We start from the raw sequence: 16585 nt of genomic DNA on the forward strand, positions 1-16585 counted from the left end.
TTTTCTTGTTGAAAATGATCCAGTAGTTAGGGCGATTTGGGCCTGAGCTGCAAGCAAGTTCGAACCATGCATCCCCCTGATTTCGCAGGCATCAGGCACCCAAAGTACAGGCGCGGCGGTGGTTCTGGGCCAGCGCCGCGCCATGAAATACCGCAGTTGCCAAGCCGTTCCGGGCCATTGCGTACAGCAAACGCGCCGCCCTGAGCCAGAGTTCGTATAGGCCGAGCCAGAATAGAATGAGCCCGCCCGATGGCCCTGTCGCGTCTGCGTCGCGCCCCCTTGGTCAAGGCTTGGGGTGGCAAGATTGGGGTGATTATCGCTCATTTCGCAATCAAGCCGCAAATCACCCTGAAAATCAAGTTGCACACATGGCCTGCCCCGCCGATAAACAAACCATGAAAACGCTCCTCTCACTCGGTCACGGCTATTCGGCCCAAGCCCTGGCCACGCTGCTGGTGCCGCAAGGCTGGCACATCATCGGAACCACACGCAGCGCCGCAAGTTGCCAAAGGCTGAAGGATAGCGGCGTAGAGCCCCTGGTCTGGCCCGGCAACCCGCTTGGCCCGGCGCTGGCAAGGGCCACGCATCTGCTTGTCTCTATTGCCCCCGATGCCGCAGGCGATCCGGTGCTTGCCAACTACGGCAGTCAAATCGCGGCAGCAAACTTGAACTGGGTCGGCTACCTCTCGACCACCGGGGTTTACGGCGATCATCAGGGCGGGTGGGTTGATGAAGATACCCCGCTGGCCCCCAGCACCAAACGCGGCCAACAGCGTGTAATGGCGGAACGCCAGTGGCAGGCGCTGGGCCTGCCGCTGCATATTTTTCGCCTCGCCGGCATCTATGGCCCCGGACGCGGCCCCTTTGCCAAGGTGCGCGATGGCACGGCCCGCCGCATCCTGAAACCAAATCAGGTCTTCTCGCGCATCCATGTCGCGGATATTGCCCAAACCCTTGCCGCCTCCATCGCCCAGCCCAACCCCGGCCAGATCTACAATGTCTGCGACAATGATCCGGCACCGCCCGAAGATGTGATTGCCCATGCCGCCAGTCTCCTCGGCTTGCCGATTCCCCCCGCTGAAAGCTGGGATACCGCCGAAATGACCCCGATGGCCCGCAGCTTTTATGCAGAAAGCAAACGTGTCCGGAATGATCGGATCAAATCCGAGCTGGGCGTGAAACTCGCATATCCTGACTATGCGGCGGGCCTTCGCGGCTTGCTGGAACAAGACAGTCAAGGCGAATCGCTTTAGCGCTGCGTGCCGTGTTTCGGCTTCGGCGCAAAGGCCCCGCCATCCGCACAGATGTTTTCCCGCGCAAGACTGCTATACCCTTTCCAGATCAGATTGAATCGCCAGCCAGCCCCGAACAGCCGTGCAAACAAGACCCGCCTCGGGATCTGCGATAACCAGGCTGGTTTCAACAACAAGAGATATTTTATACCCCCGCTTTCTTTTCGGCAAAAATATCCTCAGGGGGGAATTGCCCTTAAGGGCAAGGGGGGCGCGAGCGCCCCCACTACCGCCAACCAACAGGCACAACGTCAGATCACGCAGACCGAATGAACACCGGCGCCTCAGGGGCAGAGCGACCAGCGTCAAACACATAGCCCCCCGTATCAAAATCCCGCAAACTGTCCGGGTCGGTCAATCGGTTCTCGGCAATAAACCGTGCCATGGCACCCCGTGCCTTTTTGGCAAAGAAGCTTACAATCTTCGCCTCGCCGTTCTTATCCTCAAGAAACATGGGGGTAATCACGGGTATCATCAGCGTTTTTGTATCCACAGCGCCAAAATACTCAACCGAGGCGCAATTCACCAAGGCGCGCGCGCCGGTCTTCTCGGCCAGATCATTCAGCGCCGCAGCCAGTTGCCCGCGCCAATAGGCATATAAATCCGCGCCGCGCGGGTTTTTCAGCTTGCTGCCCATTTCAAGCCGATAGGCCTTGATGTCGTCCAAAGGTCGCAACAGGCCATAGAGCCCTGACAGAATGCGCAGATGGTCCTGCGCCCAGCGCAGCGCGTCGGGTTCCAGCGTCTTTGCCTCTAGCCCCGCATAGGTATCACCCGCAAAGAACAGCGCGGCAGGTTTGGTGGCGGCCTCTTCAAATTCAGCAAACCGCGTCACGTTCAGCTTGGCCAGGGGCTCGGAAATATCCATCAGCTTTCGCAGCCTGGCTGCGCTCAGCTTGCGCGCGACGCGCGCCAGAACATCCGCATCGGCGCCAAATACTGGCTGGGTTGCGGCAAACCCGGCGGGCAGGGTGGCTTTGTCATCCAGCCGTTTGGCGGGGGAAATCACGGTTATCATGGATTACCATCTAAGGCTGAAATGCGGCAAATCAAGGGGTTATTCCCCTGCTATCACGGCCAGGAACGCCTTGCCAAAGCGTTGCGTCTTGGCTGGCCCCATGCCTTGAATCCGGTCAAGATCGGCCAATGAGGCGGGCCGCTTTTCGGCGATATGGCGCAAGGTGGTCTGGGTGCAGGACAGGGGCTTGTCAATTCCGTCCGGCCCGCGCTGCAAGTCCAGATGCACCTGCGCCAAGCGGTCAAACACCGCCCCCCGCATCCCGGCCTGCAAGCCGCATGCGTTGCGGGTGCAGCGCCTCGGTCTCGGCCCCGGTAATCACCGCCAGAAATGCCGCACCATAGCTTTCCAGCTTTTTCGCGCCAATCCCGTTAATCCGCGCCATTCCGTCCAGATCACGCGGTCTCGTCTCGGCCATCTCGATCAGCGTGCGGTCGGGAAAAATAACATAGGCCGGCACGCGTGCCGCCTCGGCTAGCGCGCGGCGCTTGGCTTTCAGCGCTGACATCAGCGGCGCATCCTCATCCGATACAAGCGTTTTCACCACAGGCCGCGAACTGGCCGTCTGAATTGTATCCTTGCGCAGGGTGATGCTTTGCTCACCCCGCAAAATGGGGCGCGCGGCATCGGTCATGCGCAGCGCGCCGTAACGCTCGGTATCCGGGCGCACCAAGTCGCGGCCCATCATCTGCCGAAACACCGCCCCCCATGCGGGTTTTGTCAAATCCTTGCCCACCGCAAAGGTCGGCAACTGGTCATGGCCGCGCTGCACCACTTTGGCGGTGGCATTGCCGGTCAGAATATCAATCAAATGCCCCGCGCCAAACGACTCGCCGGTGCGCAATATGGCCGACAGCGCCTTGCGCACCGCATCGGTCGCATCAAACACCAGTGCGGGGCGGTCACAAATATCGCAATTGCCACAGGGGGTGGACGACTCGCCAAAGTAGCGCAGCAGCACCTCACGCCGACAGCCAGTCGCCTCGGCCAGCCCCAACAGGGCGTTCAACCGGCCATGATCCGCGTCTTTGCGTTCAACCGGGGCGGCCCCTTCATCTATCTGGCTGCGGCGCAGGCGAATATCATCGGGGCCATAGAGCGTCAGGGTTTCGGCAGGGGCAGAATCGCGCCCCGCGCGGCCAATTTCCTGATAGTAGCCTTCGATGCTTTTGGGCAAATCGGCATGGGCAACCCAGCGGATATCGGGCTTGTCTATCCCCATGCCAAAGGCGACCGTGGCCACCACGATCAAGCCGTCGTCACGCTGAAACCGGGCCTCGGTGGCGCGGCGGTCCTCGGCATCCATGCCGCCGTGATAGGCGGTGGCCGGATGCCCCGCCTCGCGCAGCGCTTGCGACAGGGTTTCCGTCTTGGCCCGCGTGCCGCAATAGACAATCCCCGATTGTCCTTTGCGCGCGGCTGCAAAATCCAGGATTTGCCTGCGCGGATTGTCCTTGACCGCAAAGGCAAGGTGAATATTCGGCCGGTCAAAACCGCGCAGAAAGGTTGATGGTGCCACACCATCAAACAATCGCGTTACAATCTCGGCGCGGGTTTCCTCATCTGCTGTTGCGGTAAAGGCCGCCAAGGGCACGCCAAGGGTGCGGCGCAGCTCGCCTATGCGCAGGTAGTCGGGGCGGAAATCATGGCCCCATTGGCTGACGCAATGCGCCTCATCCACCGCAATCGCGGAAACCCCGACGCGGCGCAGCATTTGAACGGCCGCACTGGATGCAAGACGTTCTGGCGCCAGATACAACAGCTTTAACCGCCCCGCATCGAGGGCTGCAAAAACCTCTTCGGTTTCTTCATCGGTATTGCCCGATGTCAGCGCGCCCGCCTCAACCCCGGCCGCCTTTAGCGCGCGCACCTGATCACGCATCAACGCAATCAGCGGCGAGACAACAACCGTCACCCCGTCACGGCACAGCGCAGGCAGTTGGAAACACAAGGATTTTCCGCCGCCCGTCGGCATGATCGCCAGCGTGTTCTGCCCCGCCAGCACGGCCTCCACGATCTCGGCCTGGCCGGGGCGAAATTCGGAAAAGCCAAAGACAGAGGCAAGAAGGTCAGTGGGTGTGGGCATCAGGGATCAGTAAAACGCGTTGACGTTGTTTTGCAGGATGATGCGCAAACCATAGATTACCAGAATTGCGACCAATGGCGCAAAATCTATGCCCAGGCCCTGCGGCAGAAATGACCGGATGCGCCCGTAAACCGGTTCCAGAACCCTATTCAGCCCGTCCCAGAGTTGCGCAACCAAGGGTTGACGCAGGTTCAGAACCTGAAAGTTTATCAGCCAGCTCATGATGATATGAGCGATGATAATGAACTGCGCGACTTGCAAGATCATCATCAGAATTTGGAACAAAGAGGTCATTCTGCGGGCTCCGGCCACTAGGGATTGTGGATAGGTACTGCGCACGCAGCCAAAGGGCAACCGTTTCCGCAGCGTTTCGCTTGACCATGGCGCAGCACTGCGGCATCCCGCGGGAAAAGGAGCCCGCAATGTACCCCTACCTGCGCATGTTCAAAGAGCTGTTCAAATTTCGCAACGCCCCCGCCTTGCCCATTCTTGGCAACCATATCAGCCATCATCGCTGCTGGCCGCAAGATATTGATCCCTGGCGGGAACTGAACAATGGCCGTACCCTGACGTTGTATGATCTGGGGCGTATTCCCCTGGGGCAGCGCACAGGGCTGCACAAAGTGCTGAAGCGCAACGCCTGGGGTATGACGGTGGCCGGGGCCAGTACGCGCTATCGCCGCCGGGTCCGGTTGTTTGACCGGGTGGAAATGCACAGCCGTTGCATCGGCTGGGATGATCGCTTTATCTATATGGAGCAAAGCATGTGGAAAGATGGTGATTGTACCAGCCATATGCTGCTGCGTTCGGCCATCACCTCAAAATCCGGGATCGTCGCGCCAATGCAGGTGCTTAAATTGCTGGGGCAAACCACACAAAGCCCCGCGCTGCCCGATTGGGTGCAGGCGTGGATCGCCGCCGATGCCGAGCGCCCCTGGCCACCGCGAACGAGCTAGCCGAAATCGGCCCCCGATTTTTCTACGAAAAATCCCGCCTTGGCCGGCGGCATGCCCGAAACTGTCAGAGCGGCCCTTTGCGCCAGAATGCTTGCGTTGCGGGCCGCTTTCGGGCTTGATCGGAACAGAAAACAGGGGGCGCTATGACATCGGCAAAGAAACGCATCTTGGGCTGGTACTTTTTTGATTGGGCCAGCCAGCCCTATAACACTTTGCTGATCACCTTTATCTTTGCCCCCTATATCAAAGACCTGCTGGGCGATGGCAGCCGGGCACAGGCGGTTTGGGGTTACGGTGTCGGGCTTGCCGGGTTGTTTATCGCGCTGCTTGCGCCTTTGCTGGGTGTGATTGCCGATAAGGCAGGCGGACGGATGCGGTTTATCGTTCTGTTTTCGGTGCTTTATGTCGCTGGGTCTTGGGGGTTATGGTATGCGGCCCCGGATGATTTCAATCTGTTCGTGGTCATGTTTTCCTTTGCCCTGGGTCTTGTCGGGATGGAGTTTGCGACGATCTTTACCAATGCCATGCTGCCCAGCCTGGGCGATGAAAAAGAGATCGGCAAAATCTCGGGCTCCGGCTGGGCCTTTGGCTATGTTGGCGGGTTGATTGCGCTGATCATCATGCTGCTGTTGCTGGCCGAGAGCAAAACGACCGGCAAAACCCTGCTTGGCATTTCGCCCCTGTTGGGGCTGGATGCTGCGGCGCGTGAAGGCACGCGCGCGGTCGGGCCGCTGACGGCGCTGTGGTATGCGGTCTTCATGATTCCGTTTTTCCTCTGGGTCAAAGAGCCACCGCGCAAACCCGCGATGGGCGTATGGGCCGCTGTGAAAACGGCCATCCCGGATCTGAAGCACAGCTTGCGGGGGTTGCCGAAACAGCGCAGCCTGTTTGCCTATCTCGGATCCTCCATGTTTTACCGTGATGCGTTGAACGGCATGTATGTCTTTGGCGGTATTTATGCGGCGGGGGTGCTGAACTGGCAGGTCACGCAAGTCGGCGTGTTTGGTATTCTGGCCTCGGTGACCGGGGCGTTGTTTGCATGGCTGGGCGGCAAGGCCGATAGCCGCTTTGGCCCCAAACCAGTGATAACCGCCTGTGTTTTGGTCCTGACATTGGTTGCGATCGGCGTGATCATGGTTTCGCGCAACTCGGTTTTCGGTATCCCTGTCGAGGCGACAAGCAAGCTGCCGGATATTGCGTTCTATTGCCTTGGCGCCGTGATCGGGGCGGCAGGCGGGGCGCTGCAAGCGGCCAGCCGCACCATGCTTGTGCGCCAATCGGACCCGGCGCGGATCACCGAGGCTTTTGGCCTTTATGCGCTGGCGGGCAAGGCCACATCCTTTGTCGCACCGCTGACGATTGGTTTGGTGACGGATATCACGGGCAGCCAGCAGCTTGGCATTTCTCCGCTTATCCTACTGTTTCTTATTGGGCTGCTTCTGCTATTGTGGGTAAAACCGCAGGGTGACCGCAGCGTAGGATGATGTGATGTTCAAGAAGATTTTCTATATCCTGCCATTGGTTGCGGCCCTTGGCCAGCCTGCGGCAGGCCAGGCCGAAAGCCTGGCGAACCAGTTGTTCGGCGCCAAGAAAGAGGGCTCAAACCAGGCCGCCATGCCGATTGGCAGCTATGCCAAGGGCTGCGGCGCGGGGCAGGTGGCGCTGCCCGAAACCGGGCCAACCTGGCAAGCGATGCGCCTGTCGCGCGGTCGCAACTGGGGCCAGCCAATCATGATCAACTTTCTTGAAGATCTTAGCCGAACTGCGGTCTCTATCGGCTGGAAGGGGCTTTATATCGGTGACATCTCGCAGCCGCGCGGTGGGCCGATGACCAGCGGTCATGCCAGCCACCAGATCGGGCTGGATGCCGATATCTGGATGCTGCCGCCCAGCCGGCTGAACCTGAGCCGGGCTGAACGGGAAACCATCAGCTCTATCCCGGTGCGGTCAAGCGACCAGCGGTCGGTTACCAGAAACTGGACGCCCAGCCACCACGCGTTGATGAAGGCCGCCGCATCGGACAGCCGTGTGGACCGGATTTTCGTGGCCGCTGCCGTAAAGCTGGAAATGTGCAAAACCGCCCGCGCGTCGGATAAATCCTGGCTGCAAAAAATTCGCCCGATTTACGGCCATGACACGCATTTTCATGTCCGGCTGAAATGCCCGCCCGGTGCCTCATCTTGCCAAACGCAAAAGCCGACGGTAGAGGGTTTGTCAAACGGCGGTAATGGCTGCGACGACACTTTGAAGTGGTGGGTGACCGATTACCTGAACCCGCCCAAGGTCAAGAACCCGCCCAAGAAACCCAAGCCTACCCCGCCCAAACGCGGCCCAAGGCAATACACAATGGCGGATCTTCCGGGCCAATGCAAAGACGTACTCGCCGCGCAGTGATTGCGGGCTTGGCAATGGTACTGGCGCTGGAAAGCAGCGCCGCGCCTGTGCAGGCCCCCAATTTCATCTCTACCTATGTTTGGACCAGCGATGACCCCAAGCATGGCGGCTTTTCGGGGCTGGAGATGTCAGCCGATGGGCTGGAGTTTACCGCGATCAGTGACCGCGTCGGTTGGAGCCGGGGCAAGATTCTGCGCGATGGAAATGGCCGGATCACCGCGGTTTCTGCCGCGCCTGTGATCCCCTTGCTTGATACCGGCAGCCGCCCGCTGGCCGGCCTGCGCGCCGATAGCGAAGGGCTGGCGATTGGCCCCGATGGCACCGCCTATATCAGCTTTGAAGGCAAGGCTGTGGCGCGGGTGATGGTGTTTCCCAGCCTCGACAAGCCCGGCAAAGATTTGCCGCGGCCGCCCGAATTTGCCAATTTTACCGCAAATGGCGCCCTTGAGGCGCTGGCAATTGATGCGCAAGGGACGCTGTACACCCTGCCCGAACGCCCGCGCGGTGCTGGTGCGCTGCCGGTGTATCGGTATCGCAAAGGAACATGGGACCAGACCCTGACCCTGCCGCGCCGCCCGGGTTTTGATGCGGTTGGCGCCGACTTTGGCCCTGACGGGCGGCTTTATCTGTTGGAGCGTGGCTTTCATGGCATGGCGGGGTTTTCCAGCCGGGTGCGCAGTTTTGCGTTGAAAAATGACATTTTCACCGATGAACGGCAGGAATTGCAAAGCCCGGCGGGCATGCATGACAACCTGGAAGGTATTGCGGTGTGGCGCGACCCCAAGGGAGACATTCGCCTGACCATGATCGCGGATGACAATTTCTTTTGGCTGCAGCGTACCGAATTCGTGGAATACCGTGTGCAGCCGTGACGCGCAGCCGATCTTGACAAGACCGCCGCACAAGGCGTAAGGCCCGCCCGTCCCTGTTCTTGGGGCCAAGTCTCCGCGACCTTGTTAAAACGGAACAAAATACATGACTCGACTTATCCCCGGCATCCTTGCCATGGCGGCCATTGTTGTGGCGTCAAATATCCTAGTGCAATATCTGTTCGGCCAATGGCTGACATGGGGTGCATTTACCTACCCTTTCGCCTTTCTGGTTACCGACCTGACGAACCGCTTTTACGGTGCAAAAGCCGCGCGGCGCGTGGTGCTGGTGGGGTTTTTGGTTGGGCTGGCCTGCTCATTCATCGGCACGCAGATCATGGGCGAATTTGGCCCGCTGGTGACGCTGCGCATCGCCGCAGGCTCTGGTCTGGCGTTTCTGACCGCGCAACTTCTGGATGTTGCAATTTTTGACCGCTTGCGCGCGGGCAAGTGGTGGCGTGCGCCTCTGGCGTCAACCTTGGTGGGGGCCAGCGCCGATACTGTGATCTTTTTCACGGTTGCGTTTTCGGCAGGGCTGGCCTGGCTGGAGCCGGGCAATGATGTGGCCTGGGCGAATGAGATGCTGCCCCTGTTGGGCATCGGCCCCGGTTTGCCGCTTTGGGTCTCATTGGCGCTTGCCGATTGGGGGGTCAAACTCATGCTGGCGATTCTGGCATTGATGCCATTTCGCATGATGACGCGGCGTTGGGGGTGACAGTGTGACGGCTGCGTTGCATGGTGGGGCACGCAATTTCGAAAGGGCTTTCCATGTCGTCTTACCCCCATCTTTTGGCACCGCTTGATCTGGGCTATGTCACCTTGCCGAACCGGGTTTTGATGGGGTCGATGCATACGGGCCTTGAGGAAACCGGCGATTGGGCGCGGGTGGCAGAATTTTATGCCGCACGGGCGCGGGGTGGGGTGGCGCTGATCGTGACCGGCGGCATGGCCCCCAACGCTGAGGGGGGCGTCTTTCCGGGGGCTGCCGGACTGTTCTCAGCGAAAGATATTGCCAACCATCGCGGCGTGACCGATGCGGTGCATGCGGCGGGCGGGCGCATAGCAATGCAGATTTTGCATGCGGGGCGCTATGCCTATAGCAAGGATTGCGTGTCGGCCAGCCCGATCAAATCGCCCATCTCGCCCTTTGTGCCGCGCGAATTGGATGAAGACGGGATCGAGGCGCAAATCGCCGCTATCGTTACCGCCGCTGCCCGCGCGCAAGAGGCGGGCTATGACGGGGTGGAAATCATGGGGTCGGAAGGGTATTTTCTGAATCAGTTCCTTGCCCGTCACACCAACAAACGCACAGATCGCTGGGGGGGTGATTATGCCAACCGCATGCGTTTGCCGGTTGAGGTGGTGCGCCGGGTGCGCGAAGCCGTTGGCCCGGATTTCATTCTGATTTACCGCATCAGCCTGATTGATCTGATTCCGGATGGCTCTACCTGGGAAGAGGTGGTGCAGCTGGCGCGCGCGATTGAGGCAGCAGGCGCGACGCTGCTGAACACCGGGATCGGCTGGCATGAGGCGCGGGTGCCGACGATTGCGACATCCGTTCCGCGCGCGGCCTTTGCGTGGTTGACGGCGCGTTTGCGCCCCGAGGTTTCGATTCCCGTCATCACCTCGAACCGGATCAACACCCCCGATGTGGCCGAGGGCATTCTGGCCGACGGGCAGGCAGATATGGTGTCGATGGCGCGGCCTTTCCTTGCCGATGCGGATTTTGTGGTCAAGGCAGCGGCCGGGCGGGCGGCAGAAATTGCGCCCTGTATCGCCTGCAATCAGGCCTGTCTTGACCATACATTCAGCGGCAAGCTGACATCATGCCTTGTGAACCCGCGCGCCTGTGCGGAAACCGAGCTGCGCTATGACCCCACGACCACACCCAAGACCGTGGCGATTGTGGGGGCAGGGGCTGCGGGCATGATGTGTGCCATTGTCGCGGCGCAGCGCGGGCATCAGGTGGAATTGTTCGAGGCATCCGGGCAGGTGGGCGGGTTGTTGAACCTTGCCAAGGTTATCCCCGGCAAGGAGGAGTTTCGCGGGCTGGTGGATTGGTTTGCAGGCATGCTGACCGTTGCCGGGGTGAAACTGCATCTGAACCACCGCGCGACCGCCCAGGATTTGGCCGGGTTTGACGAGGTGGTCGTGGCCACTGGCGTTATGCCGCGCGACCCCGGCATCGCGGGCCAGGATGCGCCCAATGTGCTGGGCTATGAGGCGGTGCTGACCGGCGCGCCCGTGGGCAAACGGGTGGCGATTATCGGCGCGGGGGGGATTGGCTTTGATGTGGCCGAGTATCTGGTACATTCCGGCATCTCGCCGACCGAAGACTTGGCCTTGTGGAAACGCGAATGGGGGGTGGGCGACCCGGCGGATGTGGCGGGTGGTTTGGCGGCTGCGGGCCCGCAACCCGAAGCCCCCGCGCGGCAGGTTGCCTTGTTGCAACGCAAGGCGGAAAAGCTGGGGCGACGTTTGGGCAAAACCACCGGCTGGATTCATCGCGCCGCCCTGCAGATGAAAAATGTCGAGATGCGCGGCGGTGTTTCTTATGAAGCCGTGGTGCCGGAGGGGTTGGAAATCGGTACGGCCGATGGGCCGGAGTTGCTGGCTGTGGATACGATCGTGTTATGTGCGGGCCAAGTGCCAAACCCTGTGCTGGCCGATGCCTTGGGCGCCGCTGGCATTGCGCATCACGTCATTGGTGGCGCCGATGTTGCAGCAGAGCTGGATGCAAAGCGGGCCATTGACCAGGGCGCGCGCCTGGCGGCGGCATTTTAACCCCCGATACCTATAGCGTTTCGCCTTTGACTTGAAACAGGGCCTATCACATAACGCGTTGAAATCTTTGATTTCAGGCAGCGATTTGTAAGGGGGCTTCAAGGCGAAACGCTTTAGGCTGGCCGGAAATTTGTTCCGCATATCGCACATATGGTTGCGGATTTTTGCCAAAACAGCGCCGATCCGGCCCTCAACCGGAAACAAAATTCCGTCCGGCGGCTTTCGCGGCCCCCTTTTTCGCCCCCAAAAGCCGACCAAATCCGCGCCTTTTTGCGACTTTCGCTGTTTCCCCTTCATTAACGATCCGCGCAAATACCCCGGACTGGCCGCGCGAGCGCCCCTATCTTGCCCGATTTGGGGAACAGTAATGGCAATAGACCTGCACTTACCGCATGGGGAAAACAATGGACCGACTAACCGAAATGGAAGCTTTTGCCACTGTGGTGGATCAAGGGGGCTTTACTGATGCGGCCAAAAAGATGGGGATTTCCAAATCTGCCGTCTCCAAGCACGTCTCAGCGCTGGAGGCCCGGCTGGGTGCGCGTCTGCTGAACCGTACCACGCGCCGGGTCAGCCCGACCGAAATTGGCCTTGCCTATTATGACCGCGCCCGTCGGGTGCTGAATGATGCAGGCGAGGCGGATGCGCTGGTTACCTCGATGCAATCTGCGCCCTCGGGGCTGCTGCGTATCAGCGTGGCGACGGATTTTGGCGTTAATCTTTTGTCGCCGATCTTGGGGGATTTCTTGCTGGAATACCCTGATATCACCGTGAATATGGTGCTGAACAATCGCTATGTCGAACTGATTTCCGAAGGCTTTGATATGGCTGTTCGGATCGGCGACCTGGAAGACAGCAGCCTGCGCGCCCGTAAATTGACGGAAACAACCAAGCGGATGATCGCCGCGCCAAGCTATTTTCAGAAATTCGGACGCCCGATGAAAATCGACGATCTGAACGACCACAAGCTTTTGCATTACTCGAACCAGGCCAATGGCAATGTGTGGAAAATTCCTGCGCCCTCGGGTGAGAAGCGCCAGGTGCGTACCGCAGGTTGGTTGACGGTCAACGATGGGCAATCGCTGCTGAATGCCGCTATCTCGGGCCTTGGTATCGCCTATCTTCCCTCGTTCTTATATGCCGAGGCGTTGCGGCAGGGCCAGGTGGAAGAGGCAATTCCCGGCCTTCCGATTGAAACCCTTGGCGTCTATGCGGTCTATCCGCCGGGCCGCTTTACCCAGCCAAAAGTGCGCGCCTTCATCGACTTTCTGGCGCGGCGCTATTCCGACAAGGGGCCGGATAGCTGGTGATCTGCCGGCCAGCAAGGTGATTGATCTGAAAAAGCACGGGGCTGTGGCCAACATGGCCTTGCCCCCTGCCTATAGATGACGGGGCTGAATTTTCAGGAATAGGCCTTTGTGTCAGTGCTTTGTTTGTTTGGCCGCGCAGCCTCAGCGTTCGAATGCGTCTTTGTACAGGCCCGCAGGCGAAAGCGTGAAAATCTCGGCGCCGGTGGCGGTCACCCCGATCGAATGTTCATACTGCGCGCTTAATTTTCCGTCGCGGGTGATCGCTGTCCAATCGTCTGAAAGCACTTTTGTTTCAGCGCGGCCCATATTGACCATCGGTTCAATCGTAAAGAACATGCCTTCTTCCAGGACCGCTGTAGGGTCTTTCACCGCGCGACCCGTGAGTGAAACTTTGTTTCCCGCCGCATCTTTACGAAAATTTGCATAATGCAGCACATTTGGCGGCGCATGAAACACCCGCCCCAACCCGTGCCCACAAAAATCGCGGACCACCGAAAGCCCTTGCTTTTCAACATAGGATTGGATCGCATAACCGATATCACCAAAGGTATTGCCCGGCTTTACCGCCTCGATGCCCAGCATCAGGCTATCATGCGTTACCTTCATCAACCGCTGGGCAAAGGGTTTGGCCGTGCCGGCCACATACATCCGACTGTTATCGCCAAACCAGCCATTCAGAATGATTGTGACATCAATGTTCAGAATATCCGCATCCTGGATGACATCATTGGACCGTTTCGGAATTTTACCGCCCGGAATACCGTGGCAAACCACATGGTTGACCGAAATACAGGATGCGTGCTGATAGCCACGATAGCCGATGGTGGCCGAGGTAACGCCGCGCCGCTCTACCTCGGCGGTGATGAAATCATCCAGCGCTGCGGTGGTCACACCCGGCACGACCAAAGGGCCGACCATATCCAGAATTTCGGCGGCAACTTTGCCCGCCGCATGCATGCCCGCGAAATCCGCGTCTTCATAGATGCGAATGCCGTCTTTGGTAATCCGTCCGCGTGTCTCGTCCAAACCTGGGCCTCGTTTCACATAATTTCCCCCTGAATACTGCCACTGTGCCAAAAAGGCCAGACCCCGGCGAAAATCTGGGTTTGAAACCGCGCGGCACGGCCCTATACCAAACCATAGCCTTTTCGAAGGAGACGGAAATGACAAACCCGACCGCCGCGATGCTGGTCATCGGTGATGAGATCCTTACGGGGCGCACCCGTGACAGCAACATGCATTTTCTGACGGGCGAACTGACCCGCCACGGCATCACCATGGCCGAGGCGCGGGTGGTTCAGGATGATGCGCCAGCAATCATTGCGGGCGTCAATGCGCTGCGTGCAAGCTATGACCATGTGTTCACCTCGGGCGGCATTGGCCCAACCCATGATGACATCACCGCAGACGCGATTGCGCAGGCCTTTGGCGTGCGAATCAGCCAGCGCGCCGATGCAATGGCACTGCTGGCCGCGCATTACCAGCGGTCAGGGATGCCGTTCAATGAGGCGCGGCAGCGGATGGCGCGAATCCCTGACGGGGCGGTGTTGATTGAAAACCCCATCTCTACCGCGCCGGGGTTCACGATTGGCAATGTGCATGTGATGGCGGGTGTGCCGAATGTTTTTCAGGCCATGGTCGCCAGTGTCTTGCCAAGGCTGACCGGGGGCGCACCGCTGCTCAGCCAATCTTTGCGGGTGGACCGGGGCGAGGGCGAGGTAGCCGAGACTTTTGGTGCCTTGGCGGCAGATTTTCCGGATCTGTCGATGGGCTCGTATCCGTTCGTGGTGAACGGGGCTTATGGCACCAATCTGGTGATCCGCGGCACCGATGCGGGCCAGATTGCCGCAGCAATGACCCGGCTGGCCGCGCTGTTTCCAGCATGACGCCTGACCTGATTTATGACGTGCTTGATCACACTTGGCCTGCGGCCAGCTATCGGCATGTTGGCCCCTGGCTGATTCGCGAAGGAAGCGGCGGCGGCCAAAGGGTTTCGGCGGCAACGCCAGAGGCCGCATTTGAAGCCAGCGATATCCCACAGGCCGAAGCAGCAATGACAGCCCTTGGCCAAGCGCCGCTGTTCATGCTGCGCCATGGCGATGGCCGTCTGGATGCCATGCTTGCGGCACGGGGGTATCTGCGCCACGATCCGGTGGTGCTGTATGCCGCTGCGCTGGCTGATCTGGCTATGCCTGCGCCTTCGGCCATGTCGGCTTTTTCCATCTGGCCGCCATTAAGCATCGCGGTTGATCTGTGGGCCGAGGCGGGCATAGGGCCGGGCCGGTTGGCGGTGATGCATCGGGTGAAGGGCCCCAAAACCAGTATTCTGGGCCGCGTGAATGATCGCGCATCAGGCGTTGCCTTTGTTGCCTGTCATCACAAAATCGCGATGCTGCATGCGTTGGAGGTGTCTCCCACGCAGCGCAGACAGGGCTCTGCCATCAATATCATGCGGATGGCGGCAATCTGGGCGCAAGATCATGGAGCCGAAAGCCTGTGCCTTGCGGTTACCGAAGAAAACGTGGCGGCGCGCGCGCTTTATGCCGCGCTTGGCATGCAAGCCGTGGGCACCTATCATTACAGGGTAAGACACAGCTAAGGCTTTTTGCGTAGGATATGACGCGGGATGCCGCGAAACCAAATGCGTGAACCTTTTGCTTCGCAGGCGATCCGTTCAAGATGGAAGGCCAACAACCCTGAAGGGGGCCGCAGTATTGACCCGACCCGACCGCCTGGCACGATCAGTCGCACCATCGGTGCCCTTGTGGGTGTGCAGCGCCGCAATGCTGTGCCTGTTCGCCGGTTCTACTGCGGCGTTCACATTGGAATTTCCTGGCCCGGCCACGGCCACGGCGAAACCGGTGATGGCGCGGGCCAGCTATCCGATGCCCACCGGGCGTTGGGTGGATGGCGATGTGCCCGTGCAGGTGGTGGATGGCATGGTAGAGCGGGCAGCCTGGCAGGTGGATGTACCCCGGCTGAGCAGCCTGGACCTGATGCAGCCCTTGCGGGCGCAACTGATTGCGGCGGAATTCGTGCCGGTTTTTGAATGTGAGACTATGGGCTGTGGCGGGTTTGATTTTCGGTTTGCAACCGATGTGCTGCCCGAACCGCAGATGCATGTTGATCTGGGCGACTATCGGTTCTTGTCTGCCGAACGCAAGAGAGCGGGCGGGCGCGAGGTGGTGGGCCTGATGGTCAGCCGCTCGGCCAGTAAGGGCTTTGTGCAAATCACCCGTGCGGTAGAAGATGCGGGGCTTGCGCTGTTTGCAGCAACCAACAAGGCGACGGATGGGTTTACCGCGGGCGGCGGTGCCAGCGTTGCGCTGAGCACATCAAACCGGCCCGCGCTGTTGCCCGCAGAGGGGGGGGGCAAAGGGGGCCGCAGTTGCGCGGCTTGTTGCTGGGGGCGCTATGGTGCTTGATGGCCTTGATTTTGGCACCGGCGCCGCCGACCTGACCGAAGGGCGCTATGCATCCCTGGCCGAATTGGCCGAGTGGCTAAAGGCAAACCCGGACAAAACCGTGGCGCTGGTTGGCCATACCGATACCTCGGGCGGTCTGGATGGCAATATCGTGATTTCCAAACGTCGGGCGGCCTCGGTGCGCGCGCGGTTGATTGAGGCGTATGGTATCCCGCCAAAGCAGGTTGAGGCGCAAGGGGTTGGCTATCTGTCGCCGATTGCAAGCAACCTGACCGAAGAGGGCAGGCAAAAGAACCGCAGGGTTGAGGCTGTCCTGACCGCAACCCAATAGGTTTTGCGGCAGGGGGGCGGTGCCAGCCCCAAGTATTTTCGAAACATGTCAGAGCGTTTCGCCTTAGGCCTGCCTCATATATCGCGGCCTGAAATCATAGGTTTCGACGCGTTCTGTGAC

At 59.9% G+C, this 16585-nt stretch carries 15 protein-coding genes and 1 pseudogene; 12 read left to right on the forward strand and 4 right to left on the reverse strand.

The features are described from left to right. Nucleotides 1-395: 395 nt before the first annotated feature. Complete coding sequence (locus tag VDP61_RS12995; RefSeq protein ID WP_323007293.1) at nucleotides 396-1253, forward strand: SDR family oxidoreductase; 858 nt, start codon at nucleotides 396-398, stop codon at nucleotides 1251-1253. 295 nt (nucleotides 1254-1548) lie between these two features. Here the strand turns inward: VDP61_RS12995 and yaaA are convergent, their stop codons facing one another. The 3 genes and pseudogenes from yaaA to VDP61_RS13010 all read right to left on the reverse strand — a co-directional run bounded on the left by yaaA (nucleotide 1549) and on the right by VDP61_RS13010 (nucleotide 4690). Further along, entirely contained in the window at nucleotides 1549-2310 is a 762-nt protein-coding gene (gene yaaA / locus VDP61_RS13000) for a peroxide stress protein YaaA (protein WP_323007294.1), read from the reverse strand. A gap of 39 nt (nucleotides 2311-2349) precedes the next feature. After that, nucleotides 2350-4396: pseudogene (gene recQ, locus VDP61_RS13005) on the reverse strand (DNA helicase RecQ). A 6-nt stretch (nucleotides 4397-4402) separates the two neighbouring features. Continuing rightward, complete coding sequence (locus VDP61_RS13010) at nucleotides 4403-4690, reverse strand: YggT family protein (RefSeq protein WP_323007295.1); 288 nt, start codon at nucleotides 4688-4690, stop codon at nucleotides 4403-4405. A gap of 128 nt (nucleotides 4691-4818) precedes the next feature. On the opposite strand from VDP61_RS13010, the gene VDP61_RS13015 reads away from it, so the two are divergent. The 7 genes from VDP61_RS13015 (at nucleotide 4819) to VDP61_RS13045 (ending at nucleotide 12709) form a co-directional block, all read left to right on the forward strand. After that, the gene (locus tag VDP61_RS13015; RefSeq protein ID WP_323007296.1) at nucleotides 4819-5352 is read left to right on the forward strand and encodes an acyl-CoA thioesterase; all 534 of its coding nucleotides are present in this window, start codon (nucleotides 4819-4821) and stop codon (nucleotides 5350-5352) included. A gap of 143 nt (nucleotides 5353-5495) precedes the next feature. Further along, nucleotides 5496-6836 (forward strand): MFS transporter, encoded by a 1341-nt coding sequence (locus VDP61_RS13020; RefSeq protein ID WP_323007297.1) that lies wholly within the window; start codon nucleotides 5496-5498, stop codon nucleotides 6834-6836. A gap of 4 nt (nucleotides 6837-6840) precedes the next feature. Continuing rightward, nucleotides 6841-7746, forward strand: coding sequence for a penicillin-insensitive murein endopeptidase (gene mepA, locus VDP61_RS13025; protein WP_323007298.1), 906 nt, complete (start codon nucleotides 6841-6843; stop codon nucleotides 7744-7746). Continuing rightward, a complete protein-coding gene (locus tag VDP61_RS13030) occupies nucleotides 7719-8618 on the forward strand; it encodes an esterase-like activity of phytase family protein (RefSeq protein ID WP_323007299.1) in 900 nt (299 codons plus the stop codon). The genes mepA and VDP61_RS13030 overlap by 28 nt, the downstream gene beginning before the upstream one ends. Before the next feature lie 103 nt (nucleotides 8619-8721). Further along, nucleotides 8722-9330: a queuosine precursor transporter gene (locus VDP61_RS13035; RefSeq protein ID WP_323007300.1), complete on the forward strand. Its 609-nt coding sequence runs from the start codon at nucleotides 8722-8724 to the stop codon at nucleotides 9328-9330. Between the two features lie 53 nt (nucleotides 9331-9383). Beyond that, nucleotides 9384-11399, forward strand: coding sequence for an NADPH-dependent 2,4-dienoyl-CoA reductase (locus VDP61_RS13040; RefSeq protein ID WP_323007301.1), 2016 nt, complete (start codon nucleotides 9384-9386; stop codon nucleotides 11397-11399). 404 nt (nucleotides 11400-11803) lie between these two features. Further along, nucleotides 11804-12709, forward strand: a complete 906-nt coding sequence (locus VDP61_RS13045; RefSeq protein ID WP_323007302.1) for a LysR family transcriptional regulator — start codon at nucleotides 11804-11806, stop codon at nucleotides 12707-12709. A 141-nt stretch (nucleotides 12710-12850) separates the two neighbouring features. On the opposite strand, the gene map is transcribed toward VDP61_RS13045, so the two are convergent. Beyond that, nucleotides 12851-13735 (reverse strand): type I methionyl aminopeptidase, encoded by an 885-nt coding sequence (gene map, locus VDP61_RS13050; protein WP_323007303.1) that lies wholly within the window; start codon nucleotides 13733-13735, stop codon nucleotides 12851-12853. A 137-nt stretch (nucleotides 13736-13872) separates the two neighbouring features. Between map and VDP61_RS13055 the strand changes: the two genes are divergently transcribed. The 4 genes from VDP61_RS13055 (at nucleotide 13873) to VDP61_RS13070 (ending at nucleotide 16465) form a co-directional block, all read left to right on the forward strand. After that, nucleotides 13873-14595, forward strand: coding sequence for a competence/damage-inducible protein A (locus VDP61_RS13055; RefSeq protein WP_323007304.1), 723 nt, complete (start codon nucleotides 13873-13875; stop codon nucleotides 14593-14595). Continuing rightward, nucleotides 14592-15308, forward strand: a complete 717-nt coding sequence (locus VDP61_RS13060; protein WP_323007305.1) for a GNAT family N-acetyltransferase — start codon at nucleotides 14592-14594, stop codon at nucleotides 15306-15308. The genes VDP61_RS13055 and VDP61_RS13060 overlap by 4 nt, the downstream gene beginning before the upstream one ends. 115 nt (nucleotides 15309-15423) lie before the next feature. Continuing rightward, nucleotides 15424-16134 carry a hypothetical protein gene (locus VDP61_RS13065; protein WP_323007306.1) on the forward strand — a complete coding sequence of 237 codons (711 nt, stop codon included), beginning with the start codon at nucleotides 15424-15426 and terminating at the stop codon, nucleotides 16132-16134. Further along, a complete protein-coding gene (locus VDP61_RS13070) occupies nucleotides 16124-16465 on the forward strand; it encodes an OmpA family protein (protein WP_323007307.1) in 342 nt (113 codons plus the stop codon). The genes VDP61_RS13065 and VDP61_RS13070 overlap by 11 nt, the downstream gene beginning before the upstream one ends. Nucleotides 16466-16585: the final 120 nt, after the last annotated feature.

Source organism: Pseudorhodobacter sp., from assembly GCF_034675685.1.
Classification (GTDB): Bacteria; Pseudomonadota; Alphaproteobacteria; order Rhodobacterales; family Rhodobacteraceae; genus Pseudorhodobacter.

Excerpts from the sequence above, each read along its gene's own strand:
- VDP61_RS13035 (WP_323007300.1), top strand. The coding sequence starts at position 8,722 with ATGACTCGACTTATCCCCGGCATCCTTGCCATGGCGGCCATTGTTGTG.
- mepA (WP_323007298.1), top strand. The coding sequence starts at position 6,841 with ATGTTCAAGAAGATTTTCTATATCCTGCCATTGGTTGCGGCCCTTGGC.
- VDP61_RS13055 (WP_323007304.1), top strand. The coding sequence starts at position 13,873 with ATGACAAACCCGACCGCCGCGATGCTGGTCATCGGTGATGAGATCCTT.
- VDP61_RS13040 (WP_323007301.1), top strand. The coding sequence starts at position 9,384 with ATGTCGTCTTACCCCCATCTTTTGGCACCGCTTGATCTGGGCTATGTC.
- VDP61_RS13020 (WP_323007297.1), top strand. The coding sequence starts at position 5,496 with ATGACATCGGCAAAGAAACGCATCTTGGGCTGGTACTTTTTTGATTGG.
- VDP61_RS13045 (WP_323007302.1), top strand. The coding sequence starts at position 11,804 with ATGGACCGACTAACCGAAATGGAAGCTTTTGCCACTGTGGTGGATCAA.
- VDP61_RS13010 (WP_323007295.1), bottom strand. The coding sequence starts at position 4,690 with ATGACCTCTTTGTTCCAAATTCTGATGATGATCTTGCAAGTCGCGCAG.
- VDP61_RS12995 (WP_323007293.1), top strand. The coding sequence starts at position 396 with ATGAAAACGCTCCTCTCACTCGGTCACGGCTATTCGGCCCAAGCCCTG.
- VDP61_RS13015 (WP_323007296.1), top strand. The coding sequence starts at position 4,819 with ATGTACCCCTACCTGCGCATGTTCAAAGAGCTGTTCAAATTTCGCAAC.
- VDP61_RS13030 (WP_323007299.1), top strand. The coding sequence starts at position 7,719 with ATGCAAAGACGTACTCGCCGCGCAGTGATTGCGGGCTTGGCAATGGTA.
- yaaA (WP_323007294.1), bottom strand. The coding sequence starts at position 2,310 with ATGATAACCGTGATTTCCCCCGCCAAACGGCTGGATGACAAAGCCACC.
- VDP61_RS13060 (WP_323007305.1), top strand. The coding sequence starts at position 14,592 with ATGACGCCTGACCTGATTTATGACGTGCTTGATCACACTTGGCCTGCG.
- VDP61_RS13070 (WP_323007307.1), top strand. The coding sequence starts at position 16,124 with ATGGTGCTTGATGGCCTTGATTTTGGCACCGGCGCCGCCGACCTGACC.